12 protein-coding genes are annotated in these 12372 nt (G+C 71.6%); 6 read left to right on the top strand and 6 right to left on the bottom strand.

Going from position 1 to position 12372, the window contains the following annotated elements:
- The first annotated feature begins 103 nt into the window (after nt 1-103).
- Complete coding sequence (locus tag AB0C46_RS34730) at nt 104-691, top strand: TetR/AcrR family transcriptional regulator (protein WP_362832836.1); 588 nt, start codon at nt 104-106, stop codon at nt 689-691.
- Between the two features lie 97 nt (nt 692-788).
- Here the strand turns inward: AB0C46_RS34730 and AB0C46_RS34725 are convergent, their stop codons facing one another.
- Both AB0C46_RS34725 and AB0C46_RS34720 read right to left on the bottom strand, forming a co-directional pair.
- Entirely contained in the window at nt 789-2351 is a 1563-nt protein-coding gene (locus AB0C46_RS34725; RefSeq protein ID WP_362832834.1) for a PTS ascorbate transporter subunit IIC, read from the bottom strand.
- A gap of 70 nt (nt 2352-2421) precedes the next feature.
- Nucleotides 2422-3237: a PTS sugar transporter subunit IIA gene (locus tag AB0C46_RS34720; protein WP_362832832.1), complete on the bottom strand. Its 816-nt coding sequence runs from the start codon at nt 3235-3237 to the stop codon at nt 2422-2424.
- Between the two features lie 281 nt (nt 3238-3518).
- Here AB0C46_RS34720 and AB0C46_RS34715 point away from each other — a divergent pair, with 281 nt between their 5' ends.
- Entirely contained in the window at nt 3519-4523 is a 1005-nt protein-coding gene (locus tag AB0C46_RS34715; protein ID WP_362832830.1) for a hypothetical protein, read from the top strand.
- A 42-nt stretch (nt 4524-4565) separates the two neighbouring features.
- Entirely contained in the window at nt 4566-5099 is a 534-nt protein-coding gene (locus tag AB0C46_RS34710) for a hypothetical protein (protein WP_362832828.1), read from the top strand.
- 55 nt (nt 5100-5154) lie between these two features.
- On the opposite strand, the gene AB0C46_RS34705 is transcribed toward AB0C46_RS34710, so the two are convergent.
- The 3 genes from AB0C46_RS34705 to AB0C46_RS34695 form a co-directional block, all read right to left on the bottom strand.
- Nucleotides 5155-6360, bottom strand: a complete 1206-nt coding sequence (locus tag AB0C46_RS34705; protein ID WP_362832826.1) for a PP2C family protein-serine/threonine phosphatase — start codon at nt 6358-6360, stop codon at nt 5155-5157.
- A 131-nt stretch (nt 6361-6491) separates the two neighbouring features.
- Nucleotides 6492-7409: a LysR family transcriptional regulator gene (locus AB0C46_RS34700; protein ID WP_362832824.1), complete on the bottom strand. Its 918-nt coding sequence runs from the start codon at nt 7407-7409 to the stop codon at nt 6492-6494.
- A 31-nt stretch (nt 7410-7440) separates the two neighbouring features.
- Nucleotides 7441-7812, bottom strand: coding sequence for a DUF664 domain-containing protein (locus AB0C46_RS34695; protein WP_362832872.1), 372 nt, complete (start codon nt 7810-7812; stop codon nt 7441-7443).
- Between AB0C46_RS34695 and AB0C46_RS34690 the strand changes: the two genes are divergently transcribed.
- From AB0C46_RS34690 to AB0C46_RS34680, 3 genes are all read left to right on the top strand, one after another.
- Nucleotides 7806-8396: an XRE family transcriptional regulator gene (locus AB0C46_RS34690; protein ID WP_362832822.1), complete on the top strand. Its 591-nt coding sequence runs from the start codon at nt 7806-7808 to the stop codon at nt 8394-8396. The genes AB0C46_RS34695 and AB0C46_RS34690 overlap by 7 nt on opposite strands.
- A gap of 191 nt (nt 8397-8587) precedes the next feature.
- Nucleotides 8588-9535: a DMT family transporter gene (locus AB0C46_RS34685; RefSeq protein WP_362832820.1), complete on the top strand. Its 948-nt coding sequence runs from the start codon at nt 8588-8590 to the stop codon at nt 9533-9535.
- Between the two features lie 15 nt (nt 9536-9550).
- Nucleotides 9551-10777 carry an MFS transporter gene (locus AB0C46_RS34680; protein WP_362832818.1) on the top strand — a complete coding sequence of 409 codons (1227 nt, stop codon included), beginning with the start codon at nt 9551-9553 and terminating at the stop codon, nt 10775-10777.
- Nucleotides 10778-10877: 100 nt separating this feature from the next.
- On the opposite strand, the gene AB0C46_RS34675 is transcribed toward AB0C46_RS34680, so the two are convergent.
- The gene (locus AB0C46_RS34675; protein ID WP_362832816.1) at nt 10878-12089 is read right to left on the bottom strand and encodes an MFS transporter; all 1212 of its coding nucleotides are present in this window, start codon (nt 12087-12089) and stop codon (nt 10878-10880) included.
- Nucleotides 12090-12372: the final 283 nt, after the last annotated feature.

The following is a 12372-nucleotide window of genomic DNA, read 5'->3' as shown; positions in this document are numbered from 1 at the left end:
CGGGGTATCGAACGGCCCACCCGGGAGGGCCGCCGGACGCGCCGCTTCGCCGGCCCCGCGCCGACGGAAGCGACCGTCCGGGAGGGCGGTAGCATCGCGGCCCATGGCCCGGCCCAAGGAGTTCGACCCGCACGCCGCCCTCGCGGTGGCGATGGAGACGTTCCGCCGCCAGGGGTACGAGGGCACCTCGGTGCAGGATCTCGTGACGGCCCTGGGCATCAACCGCTCCAGCATGTACGCGGCCTACGGCTCCAAACACGACCTCTACCTCAAGGCCCTGGAGCGCTACAGCGCGGCCGAGGCCGCCAGGGCGCGGGACGATCTGGCCGGCACCGGACCGGCGCTGCCCGCCCTGCGGGCCTTTCTGCTCGCGTATGTGGAGGCCGCGCTGGCGGATCCCGAGCGCGCCGGGTGCCTGGTCACCCACGGCGTGCTGGAACTCCTCCCTGGTGACACGGAGGCCGCCACCCGGCTGCGCGCCGCGCTCGGGGCGCTGGAGGAGGCCTTCTTCGCCCTCCTGCTGCGCGCCCGCGCGAACGGTGAGCTGGCGCCCGGCACGGACGTCCGGAGCGCGGCCCGCTTCCTGGTCACGTTCACCCAGGGGCTGCGGGTGATGGAGAAGGCCGCCGACCGGTCCTATCTGACCGCGGCGGTGGAGCAGGCGCTCAGGGCGGTGTCCCGGGACGGGTGAGCGGCAGCCCGGAGCCCGCAGGGTCCGGTGCCCCGGGGCGCGTGGCCTGCCGAGCCGTGTCACGGGACGGGTGAGCGGCCCGGGGCGCGCGAGGCGTTCAGCTTCCTTCCGGAGGCGGCGGTGGAGCCGGCGCCCCTGGTGGCGGCGCGATCTTCGCGTGGGTCCGGGCGACCGCCGTGGCCGGGCCGGCCGGTGCGGGTGCCTCGCGCGGCAGAAAGGCGTCACGGCGGGCGCCCGGGTCCCAGCCGGTGTCCACGACGCGTTTCTGGAAGAGGATCGCGGCGCCGAGCAGTACGGCACCGATCGCCAGCATCGCGAGGCTGCCACCGGTGGCGCCCGCCTTGGCGGCGTTGCCGAGCAGGGTGCCGAACCAGCCGAAGTCGGCGTCGCCGAAGGTGGTGTTCTCCTTGCCGAACGCGCCGAGCACCTTGAGCAGCAGCGCGGGCAGGAAGGTGATCAGCACGCCGTTGAGGAAGGCGCCGACGACCGCACCGCGCCGGCCACCGGTGGCATTGCCGTAGACACCGGCGGCGCCCCCCGTGAAGAAGTGCGGTACGAGCCCCGGCAGGACGAGCGCGAGGCCGAACGCCGGATGGCCGATCCAGGTGAGCAGCGCGAGGCTGACCAGGCCGCCGAGGAAGCTGGCGAGGAAGCCGATGAGGACGGCGTTCTGCGCGTACGGGAAGACGATCGGGGCGTCGAGGGACGGCACCGCGCCCGGTACGAGCCTGCCGGCGATGCCCTGGAACGCCGGGACCAGCTCGCCCAGGATCGTCCGGACACCGAAGAGGATCACCGCGACCGCGATTCCGAACTGGAGGCCCTGCATGACGGACTGCATGACGTAGTTGCCGAGGTCCGTGGCGGCGCTGCCGCCCTCGGCCATGAACGCCTTGAACGCCGTCGCCCGGCCGGCCTTGGCCAGGTAGGCCAGCGACATGATGACGTAGATCAGCACCATGGACAGTGCCGTGGCGACCATCGAGTCCCGCAGAAAGCGCAGGCCCTCGGGCAGTTTCATGTCCTCGGTGCTGCGGCTGCGCTTGCCGACGAGTTGTCCGGCGGCGCCCGAGAGAATGTAGCCGGCGGTGCCGAAGTGACCGATGGCGATGCTGTTGTTGCCGGTGATGCGCTTGGTCCAGGGGTGTGCGAAGGCGGGCATCGCCACCAGCAGGATGCCCAGCAGCAGTCCGCCGACGACCACCACGCTCACCGAGGACCGGCCGGAGGTCGCCAGGACCATCGTCAGCAGAGTGGCCATGAAGAGCATGTGATGGCCCGTCAGGAAGACGTAGCGCAGCGGGGTGAAGCGGGCCAGCGCCAGGGCGACCGCAAAGCCGAGGATCATCAGCCAGGCGACCCGGGCGCCGAACCGGTCCTGGGCGATGCCGACGATCGCCTCGTTGGTGGGGATCACGCCATGTGCGCCGGTCGCGCCCTGGATCATGCCGCCCAGCGGGGCGAGGGAGCTGACCACCAGTCCCGCGCCGGCGCCGATCAGCAGAAAGCCCAGCGTCGCCTTGAGGGCACCGCCGACGACCTGGCCGGCGGTCTTCTTCAGCGCGATCAGACCGGCCGCCGTGATCAGGCCGATCAGATACGCGGGTTGGCTGAGGACCTCGTTCACGAGAAACGTGGCGAGGGATATGAGCCAGTCCATGGTGCCGTCCGTCCTCCCGGCTCTGTCGATGGGCGTCGTGTGTCGGACTTCTTGTGCCGGGCGCCGCCGCTCAGACGTCGTACGTGGCGCGGAGTGCGCGGTCGACCTCGAAGCCGCTGGTGAAGTCCTCGACGACGGTGACCGGTACGCCGACGTCGCCCAGCGTCCTGGCGATCTCCCGGGAGGTGAGGATCGCGACGGCCTCGGCGGCCTTGCCCTTGGCCGAGATGGTGTCGGTCGCCTCCACCGTCACATGGCGGGACCAGCCCCAGCGGTCGAGCACCTGCTCCAGCGTGTTCTTCAGGAACAGGCTGGTGCCCACGCCGTTGCCGCACACCGTAAGGATCTTGTGCACGGCCGGCCCGCCACGCGGCCGCTCACCGCGCGCCCCACGCTCCAGGCCCTCCCCCGCAGCCCCCGATGCCCCCGCAGCCCCCGCAGCCCGCGCGAGCACCGTATGGAGCGCCTCCGGATCATCCGCCTCCTGAAGGGCCCGGGCCGTCGCCGGGTCGGCCAGCAGTTTCGCCAGGGCCGACATCGCCGCCGTATGCGCCCCGGAGTCCTCGGCGGCCAGTCCCACCACCAGCTGCACCGGGTCATTCGCCGCATGGCCGAATTCCACCGGCCGTTCCAGGCGTACCCATGACAGCCCGGTCCGGAGCACGGCCGGTGAGGGGCGGGCGTGGGCGAAGGCGAAGCCGGGCGCGATGACGATATACGGCCCGTTCTCCTCGACGTTGCGGATCATCTCCGTGGTGTAGGCGGCGGTGGTGGCACCCGTCTCCACCAGCAGCCCGCCCGCCGCGTCCATTGCCTCTCGCCAGTCCGCCGCCCGGACGCCGAGGCGTACGGCCGCCACGGGGAAAAGATCACTCAGCGCTGCCATGGCAGGGGACTCTACATATGCGCAGGTGATCGGCGCACCGGTGCGGAAGCAGGAATTCCGAGAGATCTCCGCGCGGCCGCGGGCAGCGGGCAACTGCCGTGCCGCACAACGGTCTTGACAGCTACTTGTGGGCGGAGAAGCCTGTTTCTTCCGGCAGTTGCCGGATGTCGGGGGATACCGGGGGAATCGGGGGACTCATAGTGAGGTACACGTCTGCGCACACAACGGGCCGGACATCAGCGGATACAGATCGCACATCGGCGGATACGGGTGGGGCATCGGTGTACGACGGGGCCCGTACCGCGGCCGTACGTCTGGCGCCGCGGTTCCGGCCGCCGCGCAGGACGGGCCGGGCGGCCGCGCTCGGGGCGGCGGCCCTCGCTCTCGCGCTGCCGCTGGCGGCCTGTTCGTCGGATGGGGGAAGCCGTGACCCGGCGGGCGGCTCCCACAGCTCGGCGGCCGGTGCGGCGCCGTCCCCCAGCTCCACGCCGGCCGTCGACCCCGACGCCTACCGCCACGCGCTGACCGGCGCCCTCCGCCCCCTCGACAGCGCACTGCGCACGGTCGACGGCGCGCGCGAGGGCGGTTCGCTGGACAAGGCGCTGGACACCGCCGCGACCAGGGCCGAGACCGCCGCCGATGCCCTGCAGGCCGCCGACGCACCGGACGACGCCCTCGCGGGCAACAGTCAACTCGCCACCGCCTTACGTGCGTTGGGACAGGATCTGCGCAGCGCCCGCGGCACCGGTGGCCGCTGCGCCACCTCACCCCGCGTCGAACTCGACACGGCCCACGGGCCGCAGAGCATCAGGGCAGCCGGCCGCGCGCTCAAGGCCCTCGGCTATGACGCCTCACTGCGGCTGCCGCGTACGGAACGGGCCCGGCACCGGCGGCTGGCGAACGGCGCCTTCGTGCGCGACGGCAGCCGGGGCGGTCTGGGCCGGCTGACCATCAACAACGGCACCCGCTCCGATGCGGTGGTGACACTGACCCGCGGCGCCCGGACGGCGTTCTCCGTGTACGTCCGCCAGGGCTCGAAGGCGACCGTCCGCAGCGTCAACAGCGGCTCGTACACGGTGTACTTCACCACCGGTGAGGACTGGAACGGCGGGAAGCGCTCCTTCACTCGCGGGTGCGGCTTCGAGAAGTTCGACGACAAGGCGAACTTCCGGACGGTGCGGGTGTCCGGCGGGACGCAGTACACGGTGCTGACCTTCACCCTGAACAAGGTGTTCGGCGGCAATGCCTCCACGAGTACGGTGCCGCCGGGCGAGTTCCCTTCGTAGCGGCGGCCGGTGCGCCGGAGCGGCTCGGTATTGTGGCGTCACGTGGGCGACAGCACGGTATGGACTCTGGCGATCGCGGCGGTGACCGGTGGCACGGCGGTGCTCGCCAGTTGGGTCACCAGCCGCGGCAGCACCCGGGCCGCCAGGATTCAGGCCGAGATCGCCGCGCGCTCGCAGCGTGCCGAGCGGCTGCGGGAGAGCCGCCGCACCGCCTATCTGGATCTGATCGAACAGACCCACCGGATGGGCGAGTTGTTCTGGGAGATCTCCGCCGTGCTACGGCTCCCCCGCTCCGATACCCGCACCTCCACACTCGGCGAGCTGCAGGACCGGGAGGTCGCCGAGTACCTGAAGATCCGCCGCTGCGCACGGGTGGTCGAACTGGAGGGCCCGCCCTCGGCCGCCGCCGCGGCCCTCACCCTCCAGAAGGCCACCCGCCCCTTCTACGCCGCCCTCAGGGCCGACCTGACCGGCGAACCCGAGGGTCATGACGCCTTCGATGCCGCCTACCGCCCCTTCTGGAAAGCGCTGGAGGACTTCGTGGACGCGGCGCAGGACGCCCATCAGCGGGACTGAGACGCCCATCAGCGGAACTGAAGGGAGTCGCCCCGCGGCGGCGCCCCTGGCTCGCCTATGCCCCGTTGTCGTCGTGAGGCGCGAGGGCGAGGAGGGCGACGTCGTCGTGGAAGACGCGGGTGTGGCGGGGGAGGTCGGTGTTGAGGAAGTCGATGACGTCGGCGGGGCCGGGGGCGGTCCGGCCGGCGAAGCGGTGGCGGAGGCGGTCGAGGAGCGGGTAGAAGGCGCCGGTCTGGTCGCGGGCCTCGATCAGGCCGTCGGTGCACAGGAGAAGGACATCGCCGCGGGTGAAGGGGTGGGTGTAGGTGACGGGCTCCTCGTCGGCCAGTGCCCCCAGGCCGAGGGGGAGGGCAGGCGGTCCGATGAGCGGCGTCACCTCGCCGCGGGAGATCAGGACCGGCTCGATGTGCCCATGGTTGATGATCGTCACTTGGTGGGCGACGGCGTCGTACTCGATCAGGGCGGCGGTGACGAACAGCTCGTCGTCGAGGAGCTCTTCGGCCTCGCGGGCCAGCCGCCGTTCCATACGGGTGGCGACGGCCCGCAGGTCCCCCTCGTCGTGGACCGCCTCGCGAAAGCTGCCGAGGATATCGGCGACCGTGCGGACCGCCTGGAGTCCCTTGCCGCGGACGTCGCCGATGATGGCGCGCTCACCGGACGGAGTGGCGCGGATGTCGTAGAGGTCACCGCCGACCATGGTGCCGACCTCGCCGGACCGGTACAGACCGGCCGCGAGGAGGTGGCCGACCCGGTGCGGCACCGGCCGCAGCAGGGTCCGCATCAGCGCCTCGGCGACCGAGTGGGCACGCACCAGGTCCCGCTCCTGGCGCCGGCGGTGGGCGGCCAGCGCCACACCGAGCGCACCGACCAGGCCGGTGGCGACATACGCGGCGACATGGTGGTTCTCCCACAGCATATGGATGTTGTGGCCGGTGCAGCACGGAGTGCCGGCCACCACGCCCTCCAGCACGACCGCGAAGACCGTGGCCGCCGCGACCGTGACCGGGCCGAGGGTGTATGCGGCGATCACCGGCAGGGCGATGAGCAGAAAGCTCACCGCCCACGGCGTGGGGGTGACGGTTTCCAGCAGCAGGACGAACACCACATAGGCGACCGGCAGCCAGCGCATCCACGCGGGCGGACGGGGCGCCTCGAAGCCCCTGTTGTCGACGACCTCCGCAAGCCTGCCGGCCGTGCGGCCGCGGTCCGGCCGGCGGGCACGGCCGATCCGCTCAAGGATCCACTCACCCGATCTGTCCACACGGGCTCCTGACGCGACCGTGATCAAGAGCCACAGCCTGACGCGGCCAAACAGACCAACCCGGTCATTACGCCGTCAGCGGCATGTCCCGCCCCACAAGGCACCGGCCGGCCCCAAGCCATCGGCCGCCCTCACTCCTTCGGACGGGCCTCGTCGGCGGCCTGCCGGTGGGCCTCCACGGCGGCGACACAGGCGCGTACCGGCGGGCTCTCGGCGCGGGTGAGCCAGGCGGCCCGGATGTCGCGGCGCAGCGCCGGACGGGTGGCCAGGAACCGTACGCCGGGTGGGGCCGGCCGGCAGGACATCGCGGGGACGAGGGACGCGGTGAGATTCCGGGCGACCAGGGCGAGTTGGGTGGAGTGCTCGGCGACGAGATAGCGGATGTCGGGCTCGACGCCACGGGTGCGCAGGGCTTGGACGAGGGCTTCATGGGGCGCGGTACCCGGGGGACAGCAGGCCCACGGCGTGCCCGCGAGGTCGGCCAGGTCGACGGTCCCGCGGTCGCTGAGCGGATGCCGCTCGGACAAGGCGACATGGACGTCCTCACTGACCAGGGTGCGCAGTGTCACGCCCTCGGGGACGGACACCGGGCGATCGGCCCAGCTCTCGATCAGCAGCAGGTCGAGTTCGCCGTGGATCAGCCGGGGCACCAGAGCGACGGCCTCCCCGTCGACCACGGTCGGGGTGAGCCGGGGATGTCCGGCGGCGAGGGTGGCCAGCGCGTCGGGCAGCAGGGTGCGGACGGCGCTGCCCACGCCGCCGATGCGGAGCGGGCCCAGCACCTCGTCCCCGAGGTCGACCAAGTCGCTCTGCGCGGCGGCGAGTTGGGCGAGAAGCTGGTCGGCGTGACCGGCCAGGACCCGGCCGGCGTGGGTGAGGCGGACGCTGCGCCCGTGCGGCTCCAGGAGGGAGTGCCCGGCCTCGCGCTCCAGTTTGGCGAGTTGCTGGGACACCCCTGATGCGGTCATGTGCAGGGTGCGGGCGGCCTGGGCGATCGAGCCGTGGGCGGCCACCGCGGCCAGGGCGCGGAGCCTGTCTGTGCTGAACACCTCACGGATGCTACTGAGTACCGTCATCAAATCAACGCTCTTTCTCATGAATCCCGCCGGGCACAGTGGATTTCATGACGTTGCAGGAGAAGCCTTTATCCGTACGGCCGGACGGGAGGGGCAAACAGCGAGCGGCCGGTGATTTGGTGCATGGCCCGGTTCGCGGCCCGGTTCGTGGCCCGGTTCGCGGCCCGGCCCGTGGCCCGTTCCGTCCGGTCGTGGCGGCCGTCGCCAGGTCCGCCTGCATCTCGGCCTCGGCCGTGTTCATGAAGCTGTCGGCATGGCCCGCGTGCCGGGCGGTCTCCTCGATCATGTGCACCAGCACCCACGCAACGGCACCTCGGGGGACGGCAGGACGTGACCGGGCGCCCCGGACGGCGGCATTAGGATGCGGGCATGGCAGACCCGGCCCCCTCCACCCCTCCCGCGCGGGATCCGGAACTCGGATTCCCGCCGCCCGGCGAGGTGCTGCACCGGCTCCGAACGCAGAGGGGGATGTCGCTTCGCCAAGTGGCGGCGGAGTGCGGGCTGTCCGTGTCCTTCCTGGCCGCTCTGGAGCGGGGCGAGACCGATATCGCGCTGGAGCGGCTCGGCCGTCTGGCCAGGGTGTTCGACCACGATGTCGGCTCGTTTCTGGGGTTCTCCCGGGGGCGGGCCACCCCCTCGGTCTTCCCCCGGGAGGAGCAGGAGACCCTCAACCGGGCGCCGGGGGTCGTCTACCGGCTGCTGCGCTCACCGGAACTCGGATATCAGGTGGTGACGGGGGACTTCGCACCGCACAGCGGCCTCACCGAGGAACTGCAGCACGAGGGATCCGACCTCATCACGGTGACCCGGGGCACCCTGGTGGCCCGGTACAACGGCCGGGACCACGAGCTGCGCGCCGGGGACTGCATCCAGTGGTCGGCCGGTCATCCGCACACCTTCCGCAATGACACCGATGAGCCGGCCCAGATGGTCGCCGTGCTGTTCTCCAGTCTCTACTGAGCCTTCCCGCGCTCCTCCCAACTGCCCTGCGGACCACGGTCCGTGGAGCTTTTTGCGGTCCGGGCCCCGCCTCCCGTTCCCGGCCGTGACCGTGACCGGTACGGCGCCCCCGCGCGATACAAAACCGTCGCCGTGAACGATATTTTGCTCTAACGTGCAGTTTATCGAACACAACGAAGGGAGTGTCAGCAGTGACCAGTCCCAGCCCGCCGCTCGGGAGTCATGAGCGGTCCGCGCCCCGGAGCGGTGCGCCGGACACCGCCGCACGGCCTGCGGGGCGCCGTGCCGAACTGCCCGCCCGGGTGGCCCTCGTGGTCGTCTGGAGTTCGGGATTCCTCTCCGGCACGATCGGCCTGCGGTACGCGGCGCCCTACACCTTCGCGGCGTTACGCTTCGCCCTCGCCGGCCTGGTACTGCTGGCCGTCGCCGGGATCCGCCGTCAGCGCCTGCCCCGGGGACGCCGCCTGCAGCACCTGGCAGTCGCCGGAGTGCTCGTCCAGGCGGTGCAGTTCTCCAGCATCTACGCGGGAATGGACCTCGGAGTGCCGTCCGGGCTCGCGGCGCTGATCATTGCCCTCTACCCGCTGGCCGCCTCGCTGCTGGCGGTACCGCTGCTCCACGAGCGGGTCTCGGGGGGCCAGTTGCTGGGCCTCTTCCTGGGGCTCGGCGGGGTGGCCCTGGCGGTCGCCGAGGGGATCCAGCTGTCCGTCGACTGCCTGCCGGGGCTGGGCTTTCTCACCCTGGGGCTGCTGGGCATCTCCGCCGGCACCGTCTACCAGAAGCGGTTCTGCGGGCAGATGGAGCCGGTGAGCGGCAATGCCGTACAGCTGCTGGCCGCCGCGCTGGTGGTGCTGGTGCCCGCGCTCCTTGCCGAGGGCTGGGACGTGCACTTCACCGCCGCGTACTGGCCGGTGCTGCTGTGGAGCGCGCTGGTCAACTCCATCGTCGGCGTCGGTCTGCTCTACCGCCTTCTCCAGCGCCACGGGACGAGCCAGGTCAGCAGCCTGTTCTCACTGGTCCCGATGTGCACGGCGGGGCTCGGTGCGCTGCTGCTCGGACAGCCGCTCGGCCCGCTCACCCTCGGCGGGCTGGTGCTCGCCACCGCCGGCACCCTCCTCGCCCACCGTGTCCGCCACTGAACTACCGGAGGCCCCATGGACCAGCTCATGGACACCGTCCGGCGCGCCCCGGCCGCCACTCCCCCGCCCATGGCCCGGCTGCGCCGGGCGATCAGCCTGTTCTTCGCCCTCGACGGCTTTGTGTTCGCGGGGTGGGTGGTCCGCATCCCCGCCATCAAGGAGCAGATCCACGCCTCGGCCGGCGCACTCGGGCTGGCCCTGCTGGGGGTGTCGGTGGGATCGGTCGCCACGATGCTGCTGACCGGCAGGCTGTGCCGCCGCTACGGCAACCACCCGGTGACGGTGGTGACGGCAGCCCTGTTGTCGCTGTCGGTCGCCCTGCCCGCGCTGACGCATTCGGCCCTTCATCTCGGCCTCGTCCTGCTGCTGTTCGGAGCCGCGTACGGGGGCCTCAACGTCGCCTTCAACGCGGCCGCCGTGGATCTGGCCGAGGCGGTCCGGCGCCCGATCCTCCCGTCGTTCCACGCGGCGTTCAGCGCGGGCGGACTGGTGGGCGCGGGACTCGGCGGGCTCCTTGCCCCCCATCTGAGCCCGCTGTGGCACCTGTTGCTCCTGACCGCGACCGGGCTCGTGGTCACCGCGTACGCGGGCCGGGTGCTGCTGCGGACGCCCCCACCGCGTCCCGGCCCTGGCCCGCGCCGCGACGGGACGGACGCGGTACCGGGGCGCGGCCGGGCGACGAGGGGCCGTACCCGGCTGTTGATCACCGTCTACGGGCTGATCACGCTGTGCACGGCGTACGGCGAGGGCGCGCTGGCCGACTGGGGATCGCTGCATCTCTCCGCGGACCTGCACACGGGACCGGGTACAGCAGCGGCCGGATACGCGGTCTTCGCACTGCTGATGACGGTCTCCCGGATGTCGGGCACCTGGCTCCTGGAACGGCTGGGCGACACCCCCGTCCTGGTGGCCGGCGGTCTCCTCGCGGCAGTGGGGATGCTGGTGGGAGCGCTGTCCCCGCAGCTGTGGCTGGTGTACCTGGGGTATGCGCTGACCGGACTGGGCCTGGCCAATGTCTTCCCGGTCGCGGTCGGCGGCGCCGGCGCCCTCGGCGGCCCCCAAGGCGTCGTGGTGGCGTCGACCCTGGGGTACACCGGCATCCTGCTCGGCCCGCCGTCGATCGGGTTCCTTACCGAGGCGTACGGGCTGCCGCGGGCGCTGACCACGATCGCCGCGCTGGCCGCCGTGGCGGCGCTGCTCGGACAGCTGGTCCAGCGGGGCCGGCGGCGGACGTCGCGCTGAACCGCGCGACGCCCGCCCCCTGTCCGCGTGCCCGCGATGGCGGCCGTACCGCCACCGCGGGTGCCTCAGGGGCAGGGAACAGTCCGGTGGACGCGGCGGCTCAGCCTTCCTTGGCCTCCAGTTCGGCCTCCGGTTCGGCCACCGTCCGGTCCCGCTCCGGACCGGGCCTGACGAAGGCCAGGAGGGCGGCCACGGCCACGGCGGCGGCCATCACCCCGGCGGTCACCCGGGAGTTGCCCGTGAACAGACTGCCGGCGACACCGGTGAACAGGGTCACCAGCAGCGCCCGTCCGCTCATGTTCAGCGAGGCCGCGGCCCCCTGGAGCTCCGGGTGGACCCCCATGGAGCGCCCGAAGATCACCGGGTAGACCGCGGCGAAGCCGACGCAGAAGAGGGCGATCGGTCCGGTGGCGGCCCACGGTCCCTGGCCGAACACCAGAAACAGGGCGGTACCGACGACCGTGGCGGCGATGCCGCAGACCACTGTGCGCTCCGGTCCGCCCAGTACGCCGATGAGCTTCGAGGCCAGCAGACTGGTCACCGAGAACGATGCCACGATGATCAGCAGATGGCCGGCGAACCCGACCGTGGACAGGCCGAAAGCGCCGGTGTAGAGGAACGAACTGGCCGCGATGAACACCATGTAGGCGGCGAACAGCAGGCTGGGCACGAGTGACGCCGCGAGGAATTCCTTGCTGGTCAGCAGCTTCCGGAAACCGGCAGCGACCTGCCGCACACCGGCCTTCACCGGCGCGCCGTTGGTCTCGGGCAGGAAGAACACCATCAGCAGCAGCGACACCAGCGTGAGGGCGAAGACCGTCGCGTAGTTGCCGCGCCAGCCGAGCGTGCGGTTGACGATGCCGCCCAGGGCGGGTGCCGCGGTCATGAACACGGACATCGCGGCGTTGGTGAGCCCGAACAGCTGGAGGCGCCGGGTGCCCTGGTAGACGTCACCGATGATGACGAAGACCAGCACCACGGAGGTACTCGCCCCGACGCCCTGGATGAACCGGGAAGCCAGCAGAAAGGCGATGTGGGGCGCGACCGTGCAGCCCAGCGCACCGGCCAGCATGATCGTGTTGCCGGTCAGCATCACCGTGCGCCGGCCGAAACGGTCCGACAAAGGGCCGTAGGCGAGGGCGCCCAGGCAATAGCCGAAGAAGTTGCAGGTGATCGTCAGCTGCACCGAGGAGGCGGATGCTCCGAGGTCATGGGCGATGTCCGGGAAGCTGGGCACGGACATGTCGAGTTCCATGATGGTGCCGATGAGCGTCACCACGAGCAGGGCAGGCAGATATCTCTTTGTGGTCATGGCCTCATGAGGGATGGTCCTGAAGGGATGAAGGCAGGCATACGGAACCGAGCCGTGCCGGGCGGGCACGGCTCAGCGCCGGGGCGTGGCCTGTCTTCGGACCAGGGGCCACCACGTGGCGTGGGCGTTACGGGGCCTGCGGCTCGCCCGCTCTCCCCCCACGGCAGGTAACGCCGGCTGCACCCCGTCCCCCCTTCTTCACCTCATGGCTGTCGTCGCGTCATGCTAAAACCGGGACCCCTCGGCCACACACCCATTTTTGGGGCGGAGAAGAGAGTCGTCC

Source organism: Streptomyces sp. NPDC048637 (genome assembly GCF_040650675.1).
Lineage (GTDB): Bacteria > Actinomycetota > Actinomycetes > Streptomycetales > Streptomycetaceae > Streptomyces.
Note: the sequence above shows the minus strand (reverse complement) of the source record. Positions and strands in the feature narration are given on the sequence as shown.